This window comes from Streptomyces sp. NBC_00386 (genome assembly GCF_036063235.1).
Classification (GTDB): domain Bacteria; phylum Actinomycetota; class Actinomycetes; order Streptomycetales; family Streptomycetaceae; genus Streptomyces.
In genome coordinates this window covers 8,263,798-8,288,996 of sequence record NZ_CP107950.1, presented here as the reverse complement: position 1 = coordinate 8,288,996, position 25,199 = coordinate 8,263,798, and the positions used below count along the sequence as shown (strand labels likewise).

At 70.0% G+C, this 25,199-nt stretch carries 20 protein-coding genes and 2 pseudogenes; 7 read left to right on the top strand and 15 right to left on the bottom strand.

Annotated elements, in window-relative coordinates; genetic code table 11:
• Nucleotides 1-13 precede the first annotated feature (13 nt).
• Entirely contained in the window at nt 14-1,483 is a 1,470-nt protein-coding gene (locus OG780_RS36470) for an aldehyde dehydrogenase family protein (protein ID WP_328455433.1), read from the bottom strand.
• A 219-nt stretch (nt 1,484-1,702) separates the two neighbouring features.
• On the opposite strand from OG780_RS36470, the gene purU reads away from it, so the two are divergent.
• The gene (purU, locus tag OG780_RS36465; protein WP_328455431.1) at nt 1,703-2,575 is read left to right on the top strand and encodes a formyltetrahydrofolate deformylase; all 873 of its coding nucleotides are present in this window, start codon (nt 1,703-1,705) and stop codon (nt 2,573-2,575) included.
• Nucleotides 2,576-2,876: 301 nt separating this feature from the next.
• On the opposite strand, the gene OG780_RS36460 is transcribed toward purU, so the two are convergent.
• Nucleotides 2,877-3,713 (bottom strand): 5,10-methylenetetrahydrofolate reductase, encoded by an 837-nt coding sequence (locus tag OG780_RS36460; protein ID WP_326789227.1) that lies wholly within the window; start codon nt 3,711-3,713, stop codon nt 2,877-2,879.
• Between the two features lie 3 nt (nt 3,714-3,716).
• Nucleotides 3,717-5,384, bottom strand: a complete 1,668-nt coding sequence (gene betA / locus OG780_RS36455) for a choline dehydrogenase (protein ID WP_328455428.1) — start codon at nt 5,382-5,384, stop codon at nt 3,717-3,719.
• 151 nt (nt 5,385-5,535) lie between these two features.
• On the opposite strand from betA, the gene OG780_RS36450 reads away from it, so the two are divergent.
• The gene (locus OG780_RS36450) at nt 5,536-6,333 is read left to right on the top strand and encodes an IclR family transcriptional regulator (RefSeq protein WP_328455426.1); all 798 of its coding nucleotides are present in this window, start codon (nt 5,536-5,538) and stop codon (nt 6,331-6,333) included.
• 63 nt (nt 6,334-6,396) lie between these two features.
• Here OG780_RS36450 and OG780_RS36445 read toward each other — a convergent pair whose 3' ends face one another.
• The 3 genes from OG780_RS36445 to OG780_RS36435 all read right to left on the bottom strand — a co-directional run bounded on the left by OG780_RS36445 (nt 6,397) and on the right by OG780_RS36435 (nt 9,180).
• Nucleotides 6,397-7,527 (bottom strand): aromatic ring-hydroxylating oxygenase subunit alpha, encoded by a 1,131-nt coding sequence (locus OG780_RS36445; RefSeq protein WP_328455424.1) that lies wholly within the window; start codon nt 7,525-7,527, stop codon nt 6,397-6,399.
• 130 nt (nt 7,528-7,657) lie between these two features.
• Nucleotides 7,658-8,821 carry an NAD(P)/FAD-dependent oxidoreductase gene (locus OG780_RS36440; protein ID WP_328455422.1) on the bottom strand — a complete coding sequence of 388 codons (1,164 nt, stop codon included), beginning with the start codon at nt 8,819-8,821 and terminating at the stop codon, nt 7,658-7,660.
• Nucleotides 8,818-9,180, bottom strand: coding sequence for a bifunctional 3-phenylpropionate/cinnamic acid dioxygenase ferredoxin subunit (locus OG780_RS36435; protein ID WP_261707616.1), 363 nt, complete (start codon nt 9,178-9,180; stop codon nt 8,818-8,820). Before OG780_RS36435 ends, OG780_RS36440 begins: the two co-directional genes overlap by 4 nt.
• Nucleotides 9,181-9,415: 235 nt before the next feature.
• Between OG780_RS36435 and OG780_RS44750 the strand changes: the two are divergent.
• Together OG780_RS44750 and OG780_RS44745 are read left to right on the top strand one after the other, a co-directional pair.
• Nucleotides 9,416-9,640 (top strand): annotated as a pseudogene (locus OG780_RS44750) (hypothetical protein); the annotation flags it as partial.
• Nucleotides 9,641-9,710: 70 nt separating this feature from the next.
• Nucleotides 9,711-10,099 (top strand): annotated as a pseudogene (locus OG780_RS44745) (L-serine ammonia-lyase, iron-sulfur-dependent, subunit alpha); the annotation flags it as partial.
• Between the two features lie 66 nt (nt 10,100-10,165).
• Here OG780_RS44745 and OG780_RS36425 read toward each other — a convergent pair.
• Together OG780_RS36425 and OG780_RS36420 are read right to left on the bottom strand one after the other, a co-directional pair.
• On the bottom strand, nt 10,166-10,807 hold the full coding sequence (locus OG780_RS36425) for an MBL fold metallo-hydrolase (protein ID WP_328458632.1): 642 nt from the start codon (nt 10,805-10,807) through the stop codon (nt 10,166-10,168).
• Nucleotides 10,808-10,815: 8 nt separating this feature from the next.
• Nucleotides 10,816-11,901, bottom strand: coding sequence for an S-(hydroxymethyl)mycothiol dehydrogenase (locus OG780_RS36420; protein ID WP_328455418.1), 1,086 nt, complete (start codon nt 11,899-11,901; stop codon nt 10,816-10,818).
• A 1,341-nt stretch (nt 11,902-13,242) separates the two neighbouring features.
• Between OG780_RS36420 and OG780_RS36415 the strand changes: the two genes are divergently transcribed.
• Nucleotides 13,243-14,628, top strand: a complete 1,386-nt coding sequence (locus tag OG780_RS36415) for an MFS transporter (RefSeq protein WP_328455416.1) — start codon at nt 13,243-13,245, stop codon at nt 14,626-14,628.
• A gap of 49 nt (nt 14,629-14,677) precedes the next feature.
• On the opposite strand, the gene OG780_RS36410 is transcribed toward OG780_RS36415, so the two are convergent.
• From OG780_RS36410 to lnt, 4 genes are all read right to left on the bottom strand, one after another.
• On the bottom strand, nt 14,678-16,606 hold the full coding sequence (locus OG780_RS36410) for a helix-turn-helix domain-containing protein (RefSeq protein WP_328455414.1): 1,929 nt from the start codon (nt 16,604-16,606) through the stop codon (nt 14,678-14,680).
• A gap of 133 nt (nt 16,607-16,739) precedes the next feature.
• Nucleotides 16,740-17,540 (bottom strand): 3-hydroxybutyrate dehydrogenase, encoded by an 801-nt coding sequence (locus OG780_RS36405; protein ID WP_328455412.1) that lies wholly within the window; start codon nt 17,538-17,540, stop codon nt 16,740-16,742.
• 60 nt (nt 17,541-17,600) lie between these two features.
• Nucleotides 17,601-18,074 carry an NUDIX hydrolase gene (locus tag OG780_RS36400; protein ID WP_328455410.1) on the bottom strand — a complete coding sequence of 158 codons (474 nt, stop codon included), beginning with the start codon at nt 18,072-18,074 and terminating at the stop codon, nt 17,601-17,603.
• 10 nt (nt 18,075-18,084) lie between these two features.
• Nucleotides 18,085-19,740 (bottom strand): apolipoprotein N-acyltransferase, encoded by a 1,656-nt coding sequence (lnt, locus tag OG780_RS36395; protein WP_328455408.1) that lies wholly within the window; start codon nt 19,738-19,740, stop codon nt 18,085-18,087.
• A 290-nt stretch (nt 19,741-20,030) separates the two neighbouring features.
• Here lnt and OG780_RS36390 point away from each other — a divergent pair, with 290 nt between their 5' ends.
• Nucleotides 20,031-21,026 (top strand): O-antigen ligase family protein, encoded by a 996-nt coding sequence (locus OG780_RS36390; RefSeq protein ID WP_328458630.1) that lies wholly within the window; start codon nt 20,031-20,033, stop codon nt 21,024-21,026.
• A 22-nt stretch (nt 21,027-21,048) separates the two neighbouring features.
• Here OG780_RS36390 and OG780_RS36385 read toward each other — a convergent pair whose 3' ends face one another.
• Nucleotides 21,049-21,594: a hypothetical protein gene (locus OG780_RS36385; protein ID WP_328455406.1), complete on the bottom strand. Its 546-nt coding sequence runs from the start codon at nt 21,592-21,594 to the stop codon at nt 21,049-21,051.
• Nucleotides 21,595-21,730: 136 nt separating this feature from the next.
• The gene (locus OG780_RS36380) at nt 21,731-22,516 is read right to left on the bottom strand and encodes a glutamate racemase (RefSeq protein ID WP_328455404.1); all 786 of its coding nucleotides are present in this window, start codon (nt 22,514-22,516) and stop codon (nt 21,731-21,733) included.
• 58 nt (nt 22,517-22,574) lie between these two features.
• On the opposite strand from OG780_RS36380, the gene OG780_RS36375 reads away from it, so the two are divergent.
• Nucleotides 22,575-23,750 carry a glycosyltransferase gene (locus OG780_RS36375; protein WP_328455402.1) on the top strand — a complete coding sequence of 392 codons (1,176 nt, stop codon included), beginning with the start codon at nt 22,575-22,577 and terminating at the stop codon, nt 23,748-23,750.
• Between the two features lie 71 nt (nt 23,751-23,821).
• On the opposite strand, the gene OG780_RS36370 is transcribed toward OG780_RS36375, so the two are convergent.
• The gene (locus tag OG780_RS36370; protein WP_328455400.1) at nt 23,822-25,141 is read right to left on the bottom strand and encodes a TerD family protein; all 1,320 of its coding nucleotides are present in this window, start codon (nt 25,139-25,141) and stop codon (nt 23,822-23,824) included.
• Nucleotides 25,142-25,199: the final 58 nt, after the last annotated feature.

Genomic DNA, 25,199 nt, shown 5'->3' with positions numbered 1-25,199 from the left:
CTCTTTTCGGCGTTCAGCCGCGGAACCAGTGCTGCGGCCGGGGTTGGATGTTCTGCCAGATGTGCTTGGGCTCTCGGTACTCGTCCAGGCCGGTCGGTCCCAGCTCCCGGCCCACGCCCGAGTGCCCGAAGCCACCCCATTCCGCTTGCGGCACGTAGGGGTGGTAGTCGTTGATCCACACCGTGCCGTGGCGCAGCCGCCGGGCGACCCGCTGGGCCTTTCCGGCGTCCTGCGTCCAGACGGCGCCGGCGAGTCCGTACTCGGTGTCGTTGGCGATGCGTACGGCGTCGTCCTCGCCGTGGAAGCGCTCCACGGTGAGCACGGGACCGAAGGACTCCTCGTGCACGACACGCATGTCCTGCCGGCACTCGTCGAGCACGGTGGGCGGATAGTAGTGGCCGTTCGCCAGTGCGAGGTCGCCGGGGCGTTCGCCGCCGCAGCGCAGTACGGCGCCTTCGGCGAGGCCCGCCGCGACATACGCCTCGACCTTCTCCCGGTGATGCGCGGAGATCAGGGCACCGGTCTCGGCCTCGGGGTCGAAGGGTCCGCCGAGGCGGATCTGCCGGGCGCGGCGGACGACCTCGTCGACGAAGGCGTCGTGGAGGGAGTCCTCGACGATCAGACGGGCGCCTGCCGAGCAGACCTGGCCCGAGTGCAGAAAGACGGCCGTGAGGGCGAAGTCCACGGCCGTCTCGAAATCGGCGTCGGCGAAGATGACGTTGGGGTTCTTGCCGCCGAGCTCCAGCGCCACCTTTTTCACCGTCGAGGCGGCGGTGGCCATGATGCGCTTGCCGGTCTCCAGGCCTCCCGTGAAGGAGACCATGTCGACGGCCGGTTCCTCGGAGAGCGGTGCGCCCACCTCGGGGCCCGCGCCCAGGACGAGATTGGCGGCGCCGGCCGGGAGCCCGGCCTCCTCAAGGGCCCGCATCAGCAGGATCGAGGTGGAGGGGGTGAGCTCGCTGGGCTTGAGGACGATCGTGTTGCCCGCGAGCAGGGCGGGCGCGACCTTCCACGACGCCTGGAGCAGCGGGTAGTTCCAGGGGGTGATGAGCCCGCACACGCCGACCGGCTCGTAGACGACGCGGCTGACGGCGTCGTCGCGGCCGGTGTCGATCACCCGGCCGGCATCGGTGCCCCCGATCCCGCCGTAGTAGCGGAAGCAGGAGACAACGTCGGCGATGTCGTACTCGCTCTCCACCAGCCGCTTGCCGGTGTCCAGCGATTCGGCGCGGGCGAATTCCTTGGCGTCGCGCTCGATGAGGTCGGCGGTGCGCAGCAGCAGCGCACCGCGTTCCCGCTCGGGGGTGTGCGGCCAGGGTCCTTCGTCGAAGGCCCGGCGGGCCGCGGCGATCGCGGCCTCGGTGTCGGGACGCGTCCCCTCGGACACGGTCGCCGCGAGCGTGCCGTCAGCGGGACAGCGGATTTCCCGGTGACCTCCGGCCACCGCGTCGCGCCATTCTCCATCCACATACAGGTCTGCCACGTGTGGAGCCCTTCGAGCGAATCCCGTTGCGCATCGTGCACCGTATTGCTTGTGGTGGAACACCCTGGCGAATGTGCGGACATACGTCAAGGGGTTGGCAGATGACGATTTCGCCATGCGGGCAGTTGCGCGGCCGCTCTTGACCACAAGCCGCGCCAAGCCCAACCATGTTGCGTATCGCTCACCATGTTGTGCAATACGCACCGATGGAGGCTGCGCATGTCCCCTCGACCGCATCCTGGCCGTGAGTACGTCCTCACTCTCTCGTGTCCGGACAGCGCCGGACTGGTCCACGCCGTGAGCGGCTTTCTCGTCAGGAACTCCGGCAACATCCTGGAGAGTCGGCAGTTCGATGATCGACTCCAGGGCCGTTTCTTCATGAGGGTCCACTTCGACGTTTCCGATCCAAACGCCGATTTGGAAAATCTGCGTTACCGATTCGGTCCGGTCGCCGAGGCCTACCGGATTTCCTGGACCCTCTGGGACGCCTCGACACCGACCCGGACGCTCATCATGGTGTCCAAGTTCGGACACTGCCTCAACGATCTGCTCTTCCGGCAGCGCACCGGCACTCTCAACATCGAGATCCCCGCGATCGTCTCCAATCACCGGGACTTCGAGGGACTGGCGGATACCTACGGCGTCCCCTTCCACCACATCCCGGTGACCAAGGACACCAAGGCCGACGCCGAGGCGCGCCTGCTGGAACTCGTGCGCGAGCTGGACATCGACCTGGTGGTGCTGGCCCGCTACATGCAGGTCCTCTCCGACGGCCTGTGCAAACAGCTGGAGGGCCGCGCCATCAACATCCACCACTCCTTCCTCCCCAGCTTCAAGGGCGCGCGCCCCTACCAGCAGGCGTACGCGCGCGGGGTGAAGCTTGTCGGCGCGACGGCGCACTATGTGACACCGGACCTGGACGAGGGACAGATCATCGATCAGGACGTGGTCCGGGTGGACCACTCCCTCGATCCGGACGAACTGGTCACGGTCGGGCGGGATGTGGAGGCGCAGGTGCTCGCACACGCGGTGAAGTGGCACAGCGAAAGCCGCGTCATGATGGACGGCAACCGCACGGTTGTCTTCCGCTGAGCCGAGCACGAGCGATGGGCGGGCCGGAATCCGGCCCGCCCATCGCTGTATACGGCCTCGGACGCCGGCTCTTGGGGCGCAGGCCGACACAAACAGCCCGTCCGGCGTTCGAGGACGAGGCGTTGAGGCGACAGGGAGGTCTGGGGGCGCAGCCCCCGGCGAGGCCCGCTGCACCCCGGGCACCCGTGAGGCTCCCCTGGGACCTGTCCGGCGGATCATGCCGGAGACGCGGGGTCCGGCACGCCCATCTGCGCTTATGAGGCGCCGCAGCTCTCCTCCGACCTGATCCGCCGGACACGCCCTAGCCTCCCAACCGGTCAAGCACAGCGCAGCGCCACCGCTCGGTCTCGGCGATCTGGTTGAAAGTGAAGAGGTGCAGGCCGGCGACCCCCGCCGAGGGAGAAGAGAGCGCGCCCGCGGAACGGGCGAGCAGCCGCTCGGGCGAGTAACCGCCGGGTGTCGCGAAGCGCAGGAACCACGAGGCGTGCTTGGTCAGAAAGCGCGTCGACTCCCCCACCCCGATCTTCGCCGCCATGGACAGCAACTTCGCCCGCTGCACCGGCCCCGCGACGCCCACGTGGACGGGCAGGGTGATGTCGCGGCGGCGTATCCGGCCGACCCAGTCACCCAGCACGCGCGGGTCGAAGCAGAGGTTGCTCACGATGTACGTGGCGTACGCGCGCTTGTCCCACATCGCCTGGATGGTGAGGTCGTCGTGGATGAGCGGGTGGCTCTCGGGGTAACCGGTGATGCCGACATGAGCGAAGGGGCTGCCCAGCTCGCTCAGCCTGCGCAGCACCGGTAGCGCCCCGTCGTAGGCCCCGGCCGGCGGATCGGCGTCGCCGGCCGGGACGAAGACGTCGTCGACGCCCGCCTCCCGGAGCCGGTCGACGACATCCTTCAGGTGCGCGTCGTCCCGCAGCAGCCGCGCGGGCACGTGCGGGACGACGCGACAGCCGTGCGCCGTGAGCCGGGTGGCGAGGTCGAGCGTCGGTTCCAGGCCCTTGACCGGCGACGCCGTCACGGTGACGACGACGTCGCGCGGGACATGGGCGAGGACCTTGTCCTCGGTCGCCTTCGCGGGCAGCACCTCGTAGCGGACGCTGTGCAGCAGCGCCCGGAAGTGTTCGCCGTCCAAGGTCTAACCGGCCTGCTTCTGGGCGTCGCGGTACCGGTAGTACGCGGCCTCGGAAGGGGCCAACGGGTCCTTGTCCAGGATGAGGTCGGCCGCCTTCTCCGCGATCATCATCACCGGCGCGTAGATGTTGCCGTTGGTGACATAGGGCATCACCGACGCGTCGACGACGCGCAGTCCCTCCACACCGTGCACGCGCATGCTGGTGGGGTCGACGACGGACATCTCGTCGGTGCCCATCTTGCAGGTGCACGAGGGGTGCAGGGCGGTCTCACCCTCCTTGGCGACCCAGGCGAGGATCTCCTCGTCTCTCTCCACGGACGGGCCCGGTGAGATCTCCCCGTCGTTGTACGGGGCCAGCGCGGGCTGGTTGAGGAGCTTGCGGGCGACGCGGATCGACTCGACCCACTCGCGGCGGTCCTGTTCCGTGGACAGGTAGTTGAAGCGCAGCGCCGGGTGCTCGTTCGGGTCCTTGCTCTTGATCTTCACCGAGCCGATGGCGTCGGAGTACATGGGCCCGACGTGCACCTGGTACCCGTGCCCGCCGGCGGGCGAGGAGCCGTCGTAGCGGACCGCGATCGGCAGGAAGTGGAACATCAGGTTGGGGTAGTCCACGTCCTCGTTGCTGCGGGCGAAACCGCCGGCCTCGAAGTGGTTGGTCGAGGCGGGGCCCTTGCGGAAGAGCCACTGCAGGCCGATGAAGGGGGCGCGCCACTTCGCCATGTACGGCTGCATGGAGACGGGCTGCTTGCAGGCGTACTGGATGTACACCTCCAGGTGGTCCTGCATGTTCTCGCCGACGCCCGGGAGGTCGTGGACGACGTCGATGCCGAGCGCGCTCAGTTCCTGGGCGTTGCCGACGCCGGAGAGCTGCAGCAGCTGGGGGGAGTTGATCGCGCCGCCGCAGAGGATGACCTCGCGGGCTCGCACCTGCTGGACCTTGCCGCGCCGCCGGTACTCGACACCGACAGCACGCTTGCCCTCGAAGAGGACGCGGGTGACCAGGGCGCGGGTGGTGACGGTGAGGTTGGGCCGCTTCTTCGCGGGCTTGAGGTACGCCTTCGAGGCCGACAGACGGCGTCCCCTGTGGACGTTGCGGTCGAAGGGGGCGAAGCCCTCCTGCTGATAGCCGTTGACATCGTCGGTGCGGGGGTGACCCGCCTCCTGGACGGCCTTGAGGAAGGCGGTGAACAGCGGGTTGGAGGCGGGGCCGCGTTCGAGGACGAGGGGGCCGTCGTGGCCGCGGAACTCGTCGTCGGGGTCGGCCGCGAGACAGTTCTCCATCCGCTTGAAGTACGGCAGACAGTGCGCGTAGTCCCAGGACTCCATGCCGGCATCGGCGGCCCAGCGCTCGTAGTCCATGGGGTTGCCACGCTGGAAGATCATGCCGTTGATGCTGCTGGAACCGCCCAGCACCTTGCCGCGCGCGTGGTAGATGCGCCGGTCGCCCATGTGAGGCTCGGGTTCGGACTCGTACTTCCAGTCGTAGAACCGGCTTCCGATCGGATAGGTCAGCGCCGCGGGCATGTGGATGAAGACATCCCACGGGTAGTCGGACCGGCCGGCCTCCAGGACCAGCACCTGGTTGCCCGGGTCGGCGGAGAGCCGGTTCGCCAGTGCGCTGCCGGCGGATCCACCGCCGACGATGACGAAGTCGTATTGCAGGGGAGCCATGGTGCCTCGTCTCGCTCGCGCCGTAGATACGCCTGGCATGCTAGTACGAGTATCGCTATACGCACTAGGTTGCGAGCAACGCAACTTGCAAGGCCTATGTTTCGACGCCGTTACTTGCCATGCTGTTGTTTACTGCGCGTATAGTTTCGCTATGAGCAACTACAGCCCAGATACCGAAACGACAGGTTCGCAGCCCGGCGGGGTACAGTCCGTCGACCGCGCCATCAGCGTGCTGGAGATCCTGGCCCAGCGCGGCGAGGCCGGCGTCAGCGAGGTGGCCGCCGAGATCGATGTTCACAAGTCGACCGCGTTCCGGCTGCTCGGCGCCCTGGAGGCGCGCGGTCTGGTGGATCAGGCGGGCGAGCGCGGCAAATACCGCCTCGGCTTCGGCATCGTACGCCTGGCCGGCGGGGTCACGGGACGCATCGACATCACCCAGCAGGGCCGCCCGGTCTGCGAGCGCCTCGCCGAGGAGATCGGCGAGACCGTCAACATCGCCGTGATGCAGGAGCACTACGCGATCAACCTGTACCAGGTGCGCGGCCCTGGGGCCATCACCGCGCACAACTGGGTCGGCCAGCTGACCCCGTTGCACGCCACGTCCAGCGGCAAGATCCTGCTGGCCCACATGCCCGCCAAGGAGCGCGCCGCGCTACTGTCCGAGGCCGGCCTGAAGAAGGTGACCCCGCACACCCTGACCTCGAAGACGAAGCTCGAGAAGAATCTCGCCGAGGCGCGGGAGCGTGGCTACGCCTGGACCCTGGAGGAGCTGGAGATCGGGCTCCACGCCATGGCCGCGCCGGTCCGCGACCGGGACGGAGAGGTCATCGCGGCACTCAGCGCCTCCGGCCCCGCATACCGGTTCACCGAGGAGCGCATGCACGAACTCGCTCCGGTGCTGGTCAAGGGCGCGGAGGAGATCAGCCATCGGATGGGCTACCTGGGCTGAACGCCCAGGCGCCACCGCCGACGGCACCTTCAGCCGCCGCCGTCGACCTGCCGAGAACCGCCGTTACTGCGACTGCCCTGTCCCGAGACGCTCCTGGACCCAGTCGTGGAACTCTCCGATGTGATGCTCGCTGGGCACCAGTACGCCGCCCTTGGCGTACAGCCGGGAGCTCATCGCGGGCTGACAGCGCTCGCACGCTTCGAAGTCCTGCCGGTTGACGCGGTCGAAGAGCTCCACCGACCGGCTGACATCCTTGCCGCTTTCGACGACGTGCCTGAGGTAGAGCCAGTCGCACTCGACGATCGTGCGGTCCGCGGCGACCGGGTACATCCGGTGGAAGATCACATGGTCGGGGACGAGGTTGATGAACACCTGCGGCCTGACGGTGATCGCGTAGTAGCGGCGGTCCTGCTCCTGGGAGACCCCCGGAATGCGGTCCAGTCCCTCGGAGCCGTCAATGGTGAAGCCCTTGACCTCGGCGCCGAACTCCGCGCCGTGACCCACGTAGTACTGAGCGGCGTACCCGTCGGCGAACTCCGGTAGTACCTCGGTGAGTTCGGGGTGGATCGTGGCGCAGTGGTAGCACTCCATGAAGTTCTCGACGATCAGCTTCCAGTTCGCCTTGACGTCATAGACGATCCGCTTGCCGACCTTGAGGTTCTCCATGTCGTAGTGCTCGATCGACTCGGTGTCGCCGAGGCGTGCGACGACGTCCCGCACGACCTCCCCGAAGGGAGGCGGGTCCTCCGCGAGGCACACCCACACATAGCCGAGCCATTCATGGGTCGCCACGCCCGCCAGGCCGTACTCCGTGCGGCTGACGTCGGGCATCTTGGTGAGGTTGGGCGCGGCGACGAGTTTGCCCGTCAGGTCGTACGTCCAGGCGTGGTAGGGGCACTGGAAGGCGCGCTTGACCTCGCCGGCCTCCTCGGTGCGGAGCTTGGCTCCACGGTGGCGGCAGACGTTGAAGAAGGCGCGTATGGAGTTGTCCCGTGCGCGCGTGATCAGGATGCTCTCGCGGCCCACCTCGACGGTCCGGAAGGCGCCGGGCTCGGCCAGATCCGAGGAGCGTACGGCGCAGAACCACATCGCTTCGAAGATGCGCTCCTGCTCCTGGGCGAAGGTCCCCGGATCCGTGTAGGAGGAGCCGGGCAGGGTGGCGATCAGGCTGTCCGGCAGGCTGGTCGAGGTCACAGTGCACTCCTCGGAGAACGTCGTGGATCGGTCATTCACGCGCCGGGAAGAGCGACTCCGGACGGCGTTTTGCATGGAGCAACGCTACGTGCTATACGCAACAGGAGCATGAAATGCCGCATCGGTGATGTCAAGATGTCGCGGCGGTGAGCTGCTTGCGCCAACGCATGAAAAGCCGCGGCTGGTTCATCGCGAGCACGGCGACCGGATGCCCGGCACGCCGGTAGACGGCCAGAAAACTGCGGTCGCCCGGGACGCCTTCCTCGACCGTCACACTGTCGGCACCGGCCGAATGACCGGCGAACTGGATCTTCACGCCGTACTGGTCCGACCAGAAGTACGGCGGTCGGGGCACACCCGGCTCCGCCGCACCCCACGACAGCAGCGTGGCCACGGCCACGTCGGACCGCTCGCGCGCACCGGTCCAGTGCTCGACGCGGCGGTGGATCCCCGCACGGGGGTCGTACCAGGAGGCGCAGTCACCGACGGCGACCACACCCGCGAGGCTGGTGCGGCCGTCCGCGCCGCACTTGACGCCGTTGTCGAGCGCGACGCCGGATCCTGCCAGCCACTCGACGCACGGACGCGCGCCGACACCGACGACGACGGTGTCGGCGGGGATACTGCGGCCGTCCTCGAGCAGGACGGCGTCGACCCGGGTCTCCCCGCTCAGCCCCTTGACCCCCACGCCGCACAACAGCCGTACGCCGTGGTCCGCATGAAGGGCGGAGACGATGCCTCCCATGGTCTCGCCGAGCGGTCCGGCGAGCGGCGTCGGCGCCGCCTCGACCACCGTCACGTCGAGTCCGAGAGCGTATGCGGTGGAGGCGACCTCGGCGCCGATGAATCCGCCGCCGATCACGACCAGCCGCCCGCCCAGGGCCAGTTCGTCCCGCAGGGCGCGGGCGTCGTCCAGGGTGCGCAGTGTGTGTACCCCGGCCAGGCCGTCGGTGCCGGGCAGCGTCCGCGCGGCCGCGCCGGTCGCGATGACGAAGCCGTCGGCTCGGACCTCGCGGCCGTCGGCGAGCCGCACGGCGCGATCCGCGCTGTCGAGTCCGGCGGCGCGGGCACCGAGCAGCCACTCGGCCTGCAGGTCCTCGTCGTCCGACTCCAGCGCGAGATCGGCTTCGCCGATGTCACCGGCCAGGAACTCCTTGGACAGCGGCGGCCTGTCGTACGGGCGGTGCGGTTCGTCGCCGATGACGACCAGCCGCCCGTCGTACCCCCGTTTCCGCAACGAGCGCGCCGCCGACAGACCGGCCAGCGAGGCACCCACCACGGCCACTGTCCTCACGCGGGGCCTCCGGCGAGCCGGGACGCAACACAGGGCGGAAGGTCGGGTGCCTCCGTGGACGGCCGGACGTAGATCATGCCGTCCTCGATGAGGACCTCATGGGTGCGGACCGGACGCTTGGCCGGCGGAGCGTCGACGGCTCCGGTCCGGAGGTCGAACTTCGAAGCATGCAGCGGGCATTCCACCTCGCAGCCCTCCAGCCAGCCGTCGGCGAGCGACGCGTCCTGGTGGGTGCAGGTGTCATCGATGGCGAAGACCTCGCCGTCATCGGTGTGGAACACCGAAACCGGCGGATCGATGTCTAGCCGGTAGGCCTCGCCTCGCGGCAGATCCACGAGAAGGCACGCGGGAATCATCATGACACCTCGGTGCGTATAGCGAAACGGATTGCGGTAAGCGCAACGCCAGTTTGAGGGCGGCCCCAAACCCTTGTCAAGGCATCCAGAGGACAGCCGACCCCTTGTTCAATGTTGCTTTTTGCGCAACGCTTTGCGCGATAGGCAACACATCGCATGAAGGAGCCGGCGTGGCGATCAGCGTCTTCGACCTGCTCAAGGTGGCATCGGACCGTCGAGTTCCCACACCGTCGGGCCCATGAACGCCGCCCGCCTCTTCGTCACCGGACTGCAGGAAGACAGCCCGCTCCCCCGCACCGGCTCGGTCCGGGCAGAACTCTTCGGATCGCCCGGCGCCACCAATCACGGCCACGGTCACGGTCACGGCAGCGGCAGCGGCAGCGGCAGCGGCAGCGGCAGCGGCAGCGGCAGCGGCAAGGCGGTACTCCTCGGCCTCGAAGGCGAGGATCCGGAAACCGTCGACACCGACACCGCGGACAACAGGGTGCACCGGATCCACGAGGCCGGCCGGTTGCGGCCGCCGGGAGGTGGAGTTCAAGGAGAACGCGTCGATCTCCGGGGCCGAGGTGGGCTGCCAGGGCGAGGTCGGATCCGCCTGCTCCATGGCCGCCGCCGGTCTCGCCGAGGCGCTCGGCGGCACGCCGAGCAGGTCGAGAACGCCGCGGAGATCGGCATGGAGCACCGCCTCGGGCTGACCTGCGACCCGGTCGGAGGCCTGGTCCAGATCCCCTGCATCGAGCAGAACGCCCTCGCATCCGTCAAGGCGATCGATGCGGCACGAATGGCACTGCGCGGCGACGGCACCCATGTGGTCTCGCTCGACAAGGTCATCAAGACGATGCGCGAGACCGGTGCCGACATGAAGGTGAGGTACAAGGAGACCTCGCGCGGCGGCCTCGCGGTCAACGTCATCGAGTGCTGAGACGTCAACAAGTGCTGAGCGTCTTCGAATGTCGAGACGAGGCCGCCGCCGCGCGGTCGGCAGCGGTCAGAATCCGCGGTCGATCCATTCCTGAAGATGCGGGGCCTCGGCGGCGATGGTGGTCGTCTCCCCGTGACCGGTGTGCACGACCGTGTCGCCCGGCAGGGTCAGCAGCCGGTCCCGGATCGAGTCGACGATCGTGCCGAAATGGCTGTACGACCTTCCCGTAGCCCCCGGTCCGCCCGCGAAGAGCGTGTCACCGCTGAAGAGTGCCTTCAGGCCCGGCGCGTACAGGCACACCGCGCCGGGGGCGTGGCCGGGAGTGTGCAGCACGGTCAACTCGACACCCGCCACCGTGACGACCTGCCCGTCGGCCAGTTCGCCGTCGGGTGACCGCTCCGGGTGGGTCTGCTTCCACAGCGGCAGGTCGTCGCCGTGGAGCAGGATCGGAGCACCGGTACGGTCGGCGAGTTCGGGGGCTGCATCGATGTGGTCGTTGTGGGCGTGAGTACACACGATGGCCCGCAGCGTGCGTCCGCCGAGGGCTTCGGCAATCGCCGCGGCGTCGTGCGCAGCGTCGATGACGACGGCCTCGGTGTCGTCACCGATGATCCAGACATTGTTGTCGACGTCCCAGGTACCACCGTCCAGGGAGAACGTCCCCGAGGTGACGAGGTGTTCGATGCGCGCACCCGCCAGGCCAGCCATGCCGGCCATCAGAAGACCACCACCGAGCGCAGTACGTCGCCGCCGTGCATCCGCTCGAAGGCCTTCTCGACCTCGTCCAGTGCGATGGTCTCCGTGACGAAGGCGTCCAGATCCAGTCGGCCCTGCAGGTAGAGATCGATGAGCATCGGGAAGTCACGGGAGGGCAGGCAGTCGCCGTACCAGGAGGACTTCAGCGCGCCGCCCCGGCCGAAGACGTCCAGCAGCGGCAGTTCGAGCTTCATCTCCGGGGTCGGTACGCCGACGAGGACGACAGTGCCGGCCAGGTCGCGGGCGTAGAAGGCCTGCTTGTACGTCTCCGGGCGGCCGACCGCCTCGATGACGACGTCCGCGCCGAAGCCGCCGGTCAGCTCGCGGATGGCCTCCACCGGATCGCCCTGCTTGGAGTTGACGGTGTGGGTCGCGCCGATCTTCTTCGCAGTCTCGAGTTTCCGGTCATCGATGTCGACCGCGATGACGGTGGCCGCCCCGGCGAGCCGGGCGCCGGCGATCGCCGCGTCCCCCACACCACCGCAGCCGATGACCGCCACGCTGTCACCGCGTCCGACGTTGCCGGTGTTGATGGCCGCGCCGATGCCCGCCATCACTCCGCAGCCCAGCAGCCCGGCGGCGGCCGCCGATGCCGCCCGGTCGACCCTGGTGCACTGCCCTACCGCCACCAGCGTCTTCTCCGCGAACGCGCCGATACCCAGGGCCGGGGACAGCTCGGTGCCGTCGGTCAAGGTCATCTTCTGCTTCGCGTTGTGGGTGTTGAAGCAGTACTGCGGCCGTCCACGCAGACAGGCCCGGCACTGCCCGCACACGGCACGCCAGTTGAGGATGACGAAGTCACCCGGAGCGACGTCGGTGACGCCCTCCCCCACCGACTCCACGACACCCGCGGCCTCGTGGCCCAGCAGGAACGGGAAGTCGTCGTTGATGCCACCCTCGCGATAGTGCAGATCGGTGTGGCAGACCCCGCAGGCCTCGATCTTCACCAGCGCCTCGCCCGGGCCGGGGTCGGGCACGATGATCGTTTCCAGACTGACGGGGGCGCCCTTCCCCCGCGCGACGACAGCACGGACCTGGTGAGTCATGGCCACTCCTCAGCTGGTACGAGACCTGATTCAAATGTTGCTTATTACGGCACGAATCTCACGTGTCGCAACACAGCATTATGGAGGGCCGAGCAGGGGTCAAGGATCCGAACACACAGAACGCCGACTGGACAGGGGCGTCCCTGCCCCTCATCAGCACCCGTGCGCCCCGCATGATCGCGACCTGTTCGCGCGGCCGGAGCTCACGTCCAGGTGGCGGATCACGCCCACGCCGGGGTCGCCGGTCGGGACACGGCGGATCTCCTCGCCCTCCGACGGCGTGCTCCCGGCGACCGCCATACGGCCAAGTGCCGCAACGGAACCCTTCGAAGCAGCCACGGCGAAGGCCGATTCGGCCCCAGCGGTTCTACCCCCGCCGATGACGCTGATCAAGTCCGCCAGGGCCTGTCCGGCGGATCAGGTCGAAGGAAAGCTGCGGCGCCTCATAGACCCAGGTGAGCGAGTTCTGGTGCGTGCAGCCGCAAGGCGGAGGAGGGAGCCGAGTCGGCGAGTGACGACAACGCGACTGGGGCACCCCCTGCTCGAAGAGCTTGAGGGAGGGCGTGCCAGACCCCGCGCCTGCGACCCGATCCGCCACACAGGCCCTGGTAGCGCCTGGTCGGTTCGAGCCGTTTTCGCGGGCAGATCAGCGTCAGCGGGGAAGGGTCTGCCTGCGCGGCCTGCTGCTGGACGGGCCGTTGATGACGACCGAGGCACCGCACGCCGGACCATCTGCCTCATCTCCGGCTGGAGATCATCCTGCTGCCTCTCTCAATCCAAGATCCGGACCAGTCGCGGGCCAAAGCACCGCGCAGAACCTCTAACGTACGCCACCTGCGCAGGTCAGCAGGCATCACACCCGTGTACCACCAGCAGACGAAGAATCTGCTGGGACGAACGCGCGCCGCGCCCAGGCGCAGCACCTTGCCCATGCCCACGACGGCTGAGCGGCAAGGCCGGGCTCGGTCTCTCAGCCCAGTCACCCACCACGCAACGACTCTGAGCCGATCAACCCCAGATGCCCGAGTTCAACAGAACGTAGTCAGCACCAAGTCAGCACGGGAGGGGTGAAGACGCGTAATGACGTGGGCTTTTGGTCAGCACCGAACCAGCACGGGAGTCAGCACCGCACCGCCAAATCACCCCGAACTGCGCGTCCCGGACGGCGCTCGTTTCGACTATCTTCGAGCCCCTGAACCGCCTTTCCGTGAGCCGGCATGGCGGCCGCATGCATAGCCAACCCTCGAACTATGTTGCCCCACCACATGTGCCCCTGAACTGCATCTTCCTACCGTGTGCCGACACGTACCCGTCCCCACCGCACACGAGGAAGTGGCGCACATGGCCTCCGGAACCACCGCTCCCCCACCCCCCGCCAGCCTCAAGCGCATCGTCGCCGCCAGTCTCATCGGCACCACCATCGAGTGGTACGACTTCTTCCTCTACGGCTCGGCCGCCGCCCTGGTCTTCAACAAGCTGTTCTTCCCCGACTCCGACCCGCTGGTCGGCACGCTGCTCTCCTTCCTGACGTACGCGGTCGGATTCGCGGCCCGGCCGCTGGGCGCGCTCGTCTTCGGACACTACGGCGACCGGCTCGGCCGCAAGCGGCTGCTGGTACTGAGCCTGCTGCTGATGGGCGGGGCGACCTTCGCGATCGGCCTGCTGCCCACGCACGCGACCGTCGGTGCCGCGGCCCCCGTCCTGCTCACCGCACTGCGTCTGGTGCAGGGCTTCGCGCTGGGCGGCGAATGGGGCGGTGCGGTCCTGTTGGTGTCCGAGCACGGCGACGCGAAGCGGCGGGGTTTCTGGGCGTCGTGGCCGCAGACCGGAGCTCCCGCGGGCCAGCTCCTGGCGACGGGCGTCCTGTCACTGCTCACCGCCACGCAGTCGGACGCCACCTTCCTTTCCTGGGGCTGGCGCGTCCCGTTCCTCCTCTCCGGTGTCCTGGTCGTCGTCGGTTTGTGGATTCGTCTGTCTGTCGATGAATCGCCGGTGTTCAAGGAGGCGCTGGCGCGGTCCGAGGCTCGCAAGGCGGCCGGAGCGGACGAGCCGGAGAAGCTTCCGCTGGTCTCCGTCCTGCGCCACCACTGGCGTGACGTGCTCGTCGCGATGGGCGCCCGTATGGCCGAGAACATCAGCTACTACGTGATCACCGCCTTCATCCTCGTGTACGCCACCACCTCCGCCGGCGTCTCCCGGCAGACCGCGCTCAACGCCGTTCTCATCGCCTCGGCCGTGCACTTCGCCGTCATCCCGGCCTGGGGCGCCCTCTCCGACCGCATCGGCCGCCGCCCCGTCTATCTGCTCGGTGCCGCGGGTGTCGGCCTCTGGATGTTCCCGTTCTTCTCCCTCATCGACACCGGCGGCTTCGCGAACCTGATCCTCGCCGTCACCATCGGCCTGGTCCTCCACGGCGCCATGTACGCACCCCAGGCCGCGTTCTTCTCCGAGATGTTCGCGACCCGGATGCGCTACTCCGGTGCCTCCATCGGGGCCCAGTTCGCCTCCGTGGCGGCGGGCGCGCCCGCACCTCTCATCGCGACGGCCCTGCTCTCCTCGTACGGCAGTTCCACTCCCGTCTCCCTGTATGTGATCGGGGCGGTTCTGCTGACCCTGATCGCCGTGGGCTTCGCGAAGGAGACCCGCGACCGCGACCTGTCCGCCGTCGAGGACGTGACCGACGACCAGCCGGCCCCGGTCGCGCCGGCGGACGCCCGTACGATCTGACCGCTCGTCCGCACTCCCCGGTCCCCGTACGCGATGCCGTGTGCGGGGATCAGTGCGGTCCGTGCGACGACAACCCGTGCAGTCGCAGCGCGAGCTGGATCTCCAATATGCGGGCCGGGCTCTGCCAGTCCTCCCCGAGCAGGCGCCCCACCCGCTCCAGCCGCTGGGCCACGGTGTTCACATGCACATGCAGGACGTCCTTCGTACGTGCTGGGCTCATACCGCTGGCGAAGTACGCGTCGAGGGTGCGCAGCAGGTCGGTACCACGCCGTTCGTCGTAGGCGACGACTCCGCCGATCGTCCGGCCGACGAACCCGGAGATGTCCCGGTCCCCGGCGAGCAGCAGTCCGAGAAAGCCGAAGTCCTCGGCGGCCGCGCCGTCGCCGGCCCTGCCGAGCAGACGCAGCGCCTCCAGGCAGCGCTGCCCCTCGGTGTATGCGGCGGCCACCGCTTCGGGGTGCGTCGCGAGCCGGTCCAGGGGTGCGGAGGCGCCCACGGTCACCGCCTCCTGAACGGCGGTGCCCAGCTCCTTGGCGGTGCGGCGGGCCAGTGTCGTCGCCGTGTCGCCGGGCCCGAGCGGGAGCAGCAGGACGGTGCCGCCGTCGCGGGCGGCGGCCAGTCCATGGCGGGTGGCGGCGAGATGGGACGCGGCCGACCACAGGCGTCGGCGCGCACCCGCCTCCTGGCCGGCGTCGGCGGCCACGATGTCGAGCCGGGCCGCCAGCACGACATGGGGACCGTCCAGATCGGCGTGCAGCCGCGCCGCCCGATCCCGCAGCAGCCCCGGATCGCGGTCCCGGGTGTCCAGCAGGTCGTCCAGCAGCTCGCCGCGCACCCGCTGTTCGGCCTCGGAAGCCGAACGTCTGGCGAGGAGGAGCAATGACGTGACCATCGCGGCGCGCTCCAGGGTGCGCTGGTCGACGGGGTCGAGGCCGGGATGCCCGCGCAGCACGAGCGCGCCGAGCAGTTCGCCTCCCGCCGCCACCGCGGCGACCCAGTCGTCGCCGTGCCGTACGGCGTGGCCGTCGGCGCGGGCCGCTTCCACCGCCATGGGCGGTGTGCCGCCCGGCTCGGTGAACTCGACGGTGCCGCCGTCCAGGACTTCGGACACCGCGGCGGCGACGTCGTGGACTCCCCCACCGCGCAGCACGAGTTCGGCCAGTCGGTCGTGGACGTCCGAGGCGCGTTCGATCACCGCGCTGCGGTCCCGGATGATCTCGTTGGCCCGGCCGAGGCGGTCCAGGGCGGAGCGTGTCTCCGTGAGTGCGTTCGCCGAGTCGATGGCCGCCGCGGCCAGGGCCGCGAAGGAGCCGAGCAGGGCGATCTGTTCCCGGTCGAAGACCCGTGCCCTGCGGTCCGCCGCGAACAGCACGCCGATGACCTGGGGCCCGATCATCAGCGGCACTCCGAGGATCGCGACGAGCCCTTCGTCCTGTACGCCCGCGTCGATGGTCCGGGTGTGCTGGAAGCGCTCGTCCTTGAAGTAGTCGTCGGTGACGTACGGGCGGGCGGTCTGGGCGACGAGTCCGCCGAGCCCCTCTCCCATGCCGAGCCGCAGCTGCTGGAAGCGCGCGGCGACCGAGCCCTCGGTGACCCGCATGTAGGTGTCACCCCTGGCCGCGTCGTTCAGGCTGAGATACGCGATGTCCGTGCCCAGCAGCGACCGGGCCCGCTGCACGATCGCCCGCAGTACGGCGTCGAGGTCACGCAGGCCCGCGAGGTCGTGCGCGGTCTCGAAGAGCGCTGAGAGTTCGGCCTCGCGGCGGCGCCGTCCCTCTATCTCCGTGCGCACGCGCAGAGCGAGCAGCTTGGCCTGTTCCAGCGCGGCGACGCGCCCGTCGGGCAGACCCTCGGCGCGGGCGAGCAGCACCGGCTGCTCGTAGGCGTCGGCGGTTGCTCCCCGGGCCAGGAGTTCCAGGAACGGCGCTTCCGCGCTGTCGGCGGAGCGCTCGGCTGATGGCAGGTGATCGCGAGACATGGCAACAGGATCGCGCAGATGCGAGTCGGCGCCCCGGCCCTGTGGACAACTATCCGCAGGACACCGCCTCGGCCCTGTGGACAACTCGTCCCCAGCCCGGGTGCGGCACGGTTCGAACGGGACCGGCTCGGGCTCAGTGCGCGGTCCAGCCCCCGTCCAATGCCAGCGACGTTCCGGTCATGAAAGACGCCTGCGGACCGCAGAGATAGGCCACCGCCTCAGCGACCTCCTCCGGTTCGATGAGCCGCTTGACCGCGCTGTCCCGCAACAGGATCTCGGTCAGGACGCGCTCTCGCGGGATGCCGTGCGTGCGCGCCTGATCGGCCAACTGTTTCTCGACGAGTGCGGTGCGCACATAGGCGGGGTTCACACAGTTCGAGGTGACTCCGTGGGGGGCGCCTTCGAGGGCCGCGGTCTTCGAGAGCCCCTCGAGTCCGTGCTTCGCGGCGACGTACGCCGATTTGAACGCCGAGGCGCGCAGTCCGTGGACCGAGGAGACGTTGACGATGCGGCCCCAGCCCTGCCCGTACATATGAGGCAGTGCCCCGCGGATGAGCCGGAACGGCGCCTCCAGCATGACGGTCAGCACCGTGTGGAACACGTCGGGCGGGAATTCCTCGATGGGGCGGACCATTTGCAGACCGGCGTTGTTCACGAGGACATCGGTGCCGGCCGCGGCCTGCTCCGCCGCGTCGAGGTCGGTGAGGTCGAGGAGGTGCGGCTCGACCGTCCCGGCCAGACCGTGGGACTGCTCGGCCAGTGTTTCCAGGCCTTCGGCGTCCCGGTCGACCGCTCTCACCTTGGCCCCGGCGGCGGCGAGCCGCAGCGCACAGGCGCGGCCGATGCCGCTCGCCGCTCCGGTGACGAGGGCGGTGCGGCCACCGAGGTCGAGTGCGAAAGCGTGGGGGCCCGGGAGGGCGCTGGGCGCGGTCATGCCTCGACCCTAGGCAGAGCCCAGGCCCCCACCGATGTGGTTAGCACACACACTTCGCCCTCAGGTCATGGACTCGAACCATGTGGGTTCGTCAAGCAGCGCCTGCTTGATCCGGATGAGGGCGTCGTCCTGCAGCTTCGGCAGGGCGTCCACGGCGAACCAGCCCACCTGGAGCGACTCGTCGTCGTTGACGCGGGCTTCCCCGCCGATGGCGCGGCACAGGAAGGTGGTGTCCATGAACTGGCAGACGTCGCCGTTGGTGTAGGTCACCCGCTCCCCGGCCGCGACCATGACGACGCGCTCGACCTCGACGCGCACCGCCGTCTCCTCGTACACCTCGCGGACCGCGCAGACCGCGGGCTGCTCCCCCGGCTCCGGAATACCGGAGATGAGCGCCCACCTGTGGTTGTCGGAACGCTGGCCGAGCAGAACACGGCCTTCGTCGTCGAGGACCACGGTGGTGACCCCGGGAAGCCAGAGGAGCTGGTGACCCGCGAAGGCCCGGATCTCGCGGATGAAGTCGGGAGTAGGCATGTCCCCGACCCTATCCGCGCGATTCGCCCGCTTCCGCGCGGGCACGGAGACCGGCCTGAAGGGTGTTCCGCCGCGATCGGACCGCCGTCGTGGCGGCCCATCCGAGGCCGCCCGCCGCGACGAGCACGAGGATCAGTTCCGGGACGATGCCGAGCTTCGTGGCCGGGGTCTCGGAGGAACGCAGCGGAACCTTCTGGACCAGCGAGTCGGCGACGAACATGCCGGTCCTCTGGGTGATCTTCCCATCGGGCATGATCACGGCGCTGACACCGCTCGTCACGGGCACCGTGACGGTGCGGCTGTGCTCGACGGCGCGGATGCGGGACATGGCGAGCTGCTGGTAGGTCATCTCGCTGCGGTCGAAGGTCGCGTTGTTGCTGGGCACCGAGATGATCTGCGCGCCGTCGGTGACGGTGCTGCGCACGGCCCAGTCGAACGCCGCCTCGTAACAGGTGACGAGTCCGATACCGGTGCCGTTCATCTTGAACACACCCGGCTCGGTGCCGCGGCTGAAGTCCTGGCGGACCATGCTCGTCCAGTCCTTGTTGATGGCCCCGAGCAGCGGACGCAGGGGAAGGTACTCGCCGAACGGCTGGACCTGCCGCTTGTCGTACGTGTCCACCGGACCCTTGTCCGGGTCCCACAGGATCTGCTCGTTGTAGAGCTTGCCGCTCCGCTCGACGACCGCGCCGACGGAGACGGGGGCGCCGATCGCCTTGGCCGCCTGGTCGATCACGTAGCGGGCGTCTGCGTTGGCGAACGGGTCGATGTCGGAGGAGTTCTCCGGCCACAGCACCAGGTCGGGCTTGGGCTTCTTGCCCGCCTTGACCTCGGCGGCCAGGCGTTCGGTCTCCCGCACGTGGTGGTCGAGGACTGCGCGCCGCTGGGCGTTGAAGTCGAGTCCCGCGCGCGGGACGTTGCCCTGGATGACCGCGACCGTCGCCGCGCCGTCCTCGGCCTTGTCGCTGACGAGCATCCGCGCGGCGAGCGCTCCGACGACGGGGACGGCGACGCTCAGCAGCGCCACCACGGCCGCGCCGCGGCGCAGGACGCCGGTGTCGCGCCGTTCGACGGCGAGACGGACGATCTCGTACAGCCCGAAGCCGCACAGCACGACGGCGAAGCCGAGCACCGGAGTGCCACCGACCGCGGCGAGCGGCAGGAACACGCCGTCGGCCTGTCCGAACGCGATCTTCCCCCAGGGGAAGCCGCCGAAGGGCGCACGCGCGCGTGCCGCCTCCCCGGCGATCCACAGGGCCGCCGCCCACAGCGGCCATCCGGGCAGCCGGGAGACGAAGGTGATCCCCGCGCCGACCAGTGCGACGTAGACCGCCTCCACGGCGACGAGCGCGAGCCAGGGACCGGAGCCGACCTCGACGCCGGTCCAGACCAGCAGCGGCAACAGGAATCCGAGGCCGAACAGATAGCCGAGGCCGAGTCCGGCCTTCCAGGAGCGACCACGCAGGATCCAGCCGAAGACCGCGAAGGCCGGCAGGGCGAGCCACCACAGAGTCCGTGGCGGGAAGCTGACGTACAGCAGCACTCCGGAGAGCGCCGCGGCGGCGGCCGGGACCAGGCGACGCACCAGGGCTGACCCGCGCGGGGCGGGCACGGCCTGGGGTTCGAGCTGTTCCGGCTCGTCTACGGTGGTTGCGGTGGCGGTCACTCGGGGAGTGTACGGCGCCTGACCAGGGCGCGGACAGCTCGGCCCGCGCGGTCCCACCCCTCGCCGGGTCGCCTCGCACGGCCTGCCGCAACGTTCCTGCACAACCGGTCCCCAAACCGGCGCATCACCCGTTACGGTGTGGCCGAGCCTCTGACGTGCGGCCTGATGCGGTGACGGCGCCCGGGGCCGGGCAGAGTCGGGGGGCGACGGGGGTGGGTTCCGCGGGGACGACGTCCACGGCCGAAGCGGTGGCCACGGGCGAAAGACGCAACGCTTCGGACGTCGCCGGCATGATCGTGCTCGCGGCCTGCGCCACCTGGTCGCTGATCACGGCGGCGGCTCACGAGGGCCGACCCGAGGGCATGCTCCTCGCGGTGCTCGCCGTGGCGGCCGGCTATGCCGCGGGACGGATCTCCGGAGCGCTCCTGCCGGTGGCGGCCCCCTGTGCCGCGGCGGCGGCCGGACTCGGCCTCGCGATCGCCACGCCCGGCCCGCAGATCAGCCTCCAGCTCGGCCACACCGGTGCCACGGCCGCGCTGCTCACCCTCTCCTGCGGCGCCGCGTGCTGCGCGGCCTGGGCCGCGCGCCCGGCCGCCCTGCGGCTCGCGCTGCGTCTGTCGGCCGCCGGGACCGCGGTGACGGCGGCGCTCCTCGGGTCCACCACCGCGGTCGTCATGTGCACCGGGGTCCTGCTGTGTTCGCTGGCCACTGCCCGGGTACGCCGCCGGGCCCTCGGTCTGACGGGGTTCGCGGCCGCCGCGGCCCTGGCGACCGGGGCGACCTGGGCGATCGGCGAGGACGTGCTGCCGGGCGGACTGACCGCCTCCCTGGAGGGCCAGCTCACCGAGCACCGCGTCCTGCTGTGGCACGACGCCCTGCGCATGGTCCGCGCCGACCCCGAGCTGGGGGTCGGGCCCGGCCGCTACGGAGAGCTCAGCCCCACGGTGGCCCAGTCCCTGCTGCCCGACGGCAAACCCCACTCCGCACCCCTCCAGCAGGCCGCCGAACAGGGTCTGACCGGAGTGGTCCTGCTCGCGGTGGCGTTCTGCTGGGTCCTGTACGCGCTTCTGCGTTCGCCGCGCACCACGCCGATCGCGCTGACGGCGGGCGCGGCCCTGACGGCGGTGGCCGCCATCGCGTCGATCGGCAACGCGCTGAGCTTCATGACGGTGACCGCGGGTGCGGGACTGCTGGCCGGGTTCGCGACCGCACGGCCGCTCACCCCGGCGGAGCCGGACACCGTCCCTGTCCCGGCCCGGCACCCCGGCGGTCACCTCGGTACGTGAACGGCACCCGGGCCACCGGCCGTCAGCGCGCGACGCGGGTCGTGTCCGGGCTCAGACGGCCGCGGATGATCCGGACCGCCGCCTCGGCGTTGTCCACGGTGATCGTGAACGTATGGCCGTCGCCCAGGCGCAGCACCACGCCCTCGCCCCGCCGGACGACGACGGCGGTTCCCTGCTCGGGCCGCCAGCGATACCCCCAGCCGCCCCACTGGCGCGGGTTGACCTGGGGCGCGAAGTCGGCACCGACGACCGTGGAGAGCGGGATGCGGCGCCGCGGCACTCCTATGTGGCCGCAGCGCACCTCCAGACAGTCCTCGTAGACCTTCACGGCGACGTGTACGAACGCGAGCGTGCCGAAGAGGATGAGCAGTCCGGCGGCGATGCATCCGACGACGGACATGATCAGCGGTGCGGCTCCCGACGTCCAGCCGGACGTCACGGCCAGCTCGATCCCGAGAGCCAGGCAGGCCACGCCGCCCAGGGCGGGCAGCCACTGGACGCGGTTCCTCGCACGCCCGGTCCAGATCGCCGGGTGCGGGGAGGTTTCGCCGTGGGGGTGGTCCCTCATGCCCATGAGACTACTCAGATTCCGCTGCGCGGGCACCGGGTCGCGGAGCGTCACTCCGCCGGGTGGGCGAGACTCCCACCGGGGGTGTCCCCGTGGTCACCTGACGTGCCCGTGGAACGGATGCGAGCCCCGTCGCTCAGCGTGCGGAGCTGACCGCCGACAGAATGCGGCCTTCCTCGTAGGTGAGCGCCGTGGCGGGCAGCACGCCCTCGTGTCCGCCCAGAAGCACCGTGACCGTGGAGCCGGCGGGGGCTCCGGGGTCCGGAAGCTCGCCGATCCGGCGCAGCGCCTGGGCGGCGACCGCTTCGGCGGAACCGTGCAGGACGAGCGGCGGGCGGCCGGGACGCTGCACGGCGGCGCGGATGCGCTCGGCGACGAGCTCGTAGTGGGTGCACCCCAGGACGACGGTCGTGACGTCCTCGGGGGTGTGCGCGGCGGCGGCCTCGATCGCCGCGTCGATGGCCGCCTGATCGGCGTACTCGACGGCGTCCGCGAGCCCGGGACAGGCCACCTCGGTGACCGCCACTCCGTCGGCGAACTCCTTGATCAGGCCCCGCTGGTACGGGCTGCCCGTGGTGGCGGGCGTGGCCCAGATCGCGACGGGTCCGCCGCCCGCGGCGGCCGGCTTGATGGCCGGGACGGTGCCGATGACGGGCACCTCCGGCTCGAGACGGGCGCGCAGGGCCGGCAGGGAACGTACGGAAGCGGTGTTGCAGGCGACGATCAGGGCGTCGGGCCGGTGCAGCGCGGCGGCCTCGGCGACCGCGAGGGCAAGCGCGGTGACTCCTTCCGGCGTGCGGGGTCCCCAGGGCATGCTGCCGGGGTCGGAGGAGAGGACGAGATCGGCGTCGGGCCGCAGTCGACGCACCGCGGCGGCAGCAGCGAGCAGTCCGATTCCGGAGTCCATGAGCGCGATCTTCACCCGGTCACCATAGACGATCCGTCTTTACGGGCGACCCCGGTGGGGCAGACTGCGGCGAGTGAGCACCCTCGTGTGGATCGCCGTCGGATCACTGGCAGCGTGGCTGTGGCTGCTGCTCTGCCAGGGCTTCTTCTGGCGTACGGACGTACGACTGCCCGTCTGCCGTGAGCCGTCGGACTGGCCTGTCGTCTGCGTCGTGGTGCCGGCCCGGGACGAGGCCGCAGTCCTGCCGGAGAGCCTTCCGTCGCTCCTGGCCCAGGACTATCCGGGGCGGGCCGAGATCTTCCTCGTCGACGACGGCAGTTCGGACGGCACGGGTGACCTGGCCCGCGAACTGGCGCGCCGGCACGGCGGACTGCCGCTCACCGTCGGCTCGCCGGGAGAACCCCCGGCGGGCTGGACGGGCAAGCTCTGGGCCGTACGCCACGGCATCGGCCTCGCCCGCGCGCGGGAACCCGAATTCCTGCTGCTGACCGACGCGGACATCGCGCACGCCCCGGACAGCCTGCGGCTCCTGGTGGCGGCGGCCCGCACAGGTGGCTTCGATCTCGTCTCGCAGATGGCACGGCTGCGTGTGGAGAGCCTCTGGGAACGGCTCGTCGTGCCCGCCTTCGTCTACTTCTTCGCGCAGCTCTACCCGTTCCGCCGGATCGCCGTGAAGGGCTCACGGACGGCGGCCGCGGCGGGCGGATGCGTCCTGCTGCGCGCGGACACCGCCGAGCGGGCGCGGATCCCGGACGCGATCCGGGATGCCGTCATCGACGACGTGGCGCTCGCCCGCGCCGTCAAGCGGGGCGGCGGCCACATCTGGCTGGGCCTGGCCGAGCGGGTGGACAGCGTGCGTCCCTATCCGCGGCTGCGTGACCTGTGGCGCATGGTCTCGCGCAGCGCGTACGCGCAGCTGCGGCACAGTCCGCCGCTGCTCGCCGGGACGGTCGCCGGGCTCGCCGTGGTGTACCTGGCGCCGCCGGTCGCCCTCGTGGCGGGCCTGGCCGCGGGGAGCACGTGGGCAGCGTCCGCCGGGGGGCTGGCCTGGCTGGTGATGACGGCGACCTATGTACCGATGCTCCGCTACTACCGGCAGCCCTTGGCGCTCGCTCCCCTGCTGCCGGTCACCGCGTTCCTCTATCTCCTGATGACGGTCGACTCCGCGGTGCAGCACTACAGGGGACGCGGCGCGCCCTGGAAGGGCCGTACCTACGCGCGTCCCGGCGCCGCCCTCGACGAGAGCTGAGAGACGAGCGTGCGGATCGTCGTCTCCGTCTCCCACCGGGCGGGAGGGACACCTCCCGCCCGGTGGACGCGTCATTTCCTGCCGGGCGTCCAGTTCATGCCCCAGCCGTAGACCTGGTCGACGGTGCGCTGCGGACTCACTCCGCGCGCGGGGATCAGGTACCGGGCCTCGCGCTGGACGAGCAGGTCGGCGCCGTTGCCGGTGATGAGGGCGAGCGCGCAGACCGTGGAGGGCACCGTGCACTCGTCGAGCGAGAAGTCGATGGGTGCGCCGTTCTGCGGCTGCAGGGTGACCGTGGCATGCAGATCGGCGAAGGAACGCGCGCCTTCGTAGATGGTCACGAAGATGAGGATGCGCCGGAAACTCTGCTTGTGATCGAGGTTGATGGTGAGGTTCTCACCACTGGCCACGGCCCCGGTGCGGTCGTCCCCGTCGAGATGGATGAACGGCGGCTGGTGCAGTGCCCCGAAGGCGTTGCCGAGTGCCTGTACGACTCCCTTGCGGCCGTCGGACAGTTCGTACAGCGCGCACAGGTCGAGGTCGAGGTCCGCGTGCATGGCGACGGCCCGGCCGCGTTTGCTGCCCCACCCCGAGAACTGCTTGCGCACTTCCCAGTTGAGGTTCACGCGCATGGAACCGGTCGTACCCCCCTGTTTGGAGAGCGAGACGGAGGGCGCCTCCTTGGTCAGCGTCACCTTGGAGAGACGGACGGGCGCCGGAGGGGCCGCGGGCGGCTGCGGGGCTATGGGTGGCGGCACGGTGACCGGCGGGGCGACCGGCGGTGGCACGGTGACCGGCGGCGCCACGGGGGGCGGGGGCCCCTGCACAAGGGTGGCGGGCCCCTGCGGCACGGCGGCGGGCGGCGCCTGCTGCGGCTCGTCCACGGTGATCCCGTAGTCGGTGGCCAGTCCTTCGAGGCCGCTTCCGTAGCCCTGGCCGACGGCACGGAACTTCCAGGCGCCCTGGCGCCGGTAGAACTCGCCCAGGACGAAGGCGGTCTCCACGGTCGCGTCGGTGCTGTCGAAGCGGGCGATCTCGGTGCCCTGCCGTGCGTCGAGCACCCGGATGGACAGGCCGGGAACGCGCCCGAAGGAGCCGCCGTCCGCGGACGCGGCCAGGACCACGGTCTCGACGACGGGTTCCACACGCGTGAGGTCGACGAGCAGCGCGTCGGTCACCTGGCCGCCGTCGTTCCGCTTGCCCTCGTGGCGCACGGCGCCGGAGGAGTGCGCCGGCTGGTTGTAGAAGACGAAGTCGCCGTCCGAACGAACCTTTCCGGCCACCAGCAGAAGGGCGGACGCATCGACGTCGGGTACCCCCTGTCCTGAACGCCACCCCAATTCCACCCTGAGTGCGCTCATCGGGACAGGAACATTAGATCCCTTAGGCATTGACATGTACGCCCCCATCACGTGTCTCCGCGCCGGTGCGAGTCCCGAACGGACCGCC

Coding starts and splice junctions, on each gene's coding strand:
- purU (WP_328455431.1), top strand. CDS start 1,703: ATGTCCCCTCGACCGCATCCTGGCCGTGAGTACGTCCTCACTCTCTCG.
- betA (WP_328455428.1), bottom strand. CDS start 5,384: ATGGCTCCCCTGCAATACGACTTCGTCATCGTCGGCGGTGGATCCGCC.
- OG780_RS36450 (WP_328455426.1), top strand. CDS start 5,536: ATGAGCAACTACAGCCCAGATACCGAAACGACAGGTTCGCAGCCCGGC.
- OG780_RS36435 (WP_261707616.1), bottom strand. CDS start 9,180: ATGATGATTCCCGCGTGCCTTCTCGTGGATCTGCCGCGAGGCGAGGCC.
- OG780_RS36425 (WP_328458632.1), bottom strand. CDS start 10,807: ATGGCTGGCCTGGCGGGTGCGCGCATCGAACACCTCGTCACCTCGGGG.
- OG780_RS36420 (WP_328455418.1), bottom strand. CDS start 11,901: ATGACTCACCAGGTCCGTGCTGTCGTCGCGCGGGGGAAGGGCGCCCCC.
- OG780_RS36415 (WP_328455416.1), top strand. CDS start 13,243: ATGGCCTCCGGAACCACCGCTCCCCCACCCCCCGCCAGCCTCAAGCGC.
- OG780_RS36410 (WP_328455414.1), bottom strand. CDS start 16,606: ATGTCTCGCGATCACCTGCCATCAGCCGAGCGCTCCGCCGACAGCGCG.
- OG780_RS36405 (WP_328455412.1), bottom strand. CDS start 17,540: ATGACCGCGCCCAGCGCCCTCCCGGGCCCCCACGCTTTCGCACTCGAC.
- OG780_RS36400 (WP_328455410.1), bottom strand. CDS start 18,074: ATGCCTACTCCCGACTTCATCCGCGAGATCCGGGCCTTCGCGGGTCAC.
- OG780_RS36390 (WP_328458630.1), top strand. CDS start 20,031: ATGATCGTGCTCGCGGCCTGCGCCACCTGGTCGCTGATCACGGCGGCG.
- OG780_RS36385 (WP_328455406.1), bottom strand. CDS start 21,594: ATGAGGGACCACCCCCACGGCGAAACCTCCCCGCACCCGGCGATCTGG.
- OG780_RS36370 (WP_328455400.1), bottom strand. CDS start 25,141: ATGCCTAAGGGATCTAATGTTCCTGTCCCGATGAGCGCACTCAGGGTG.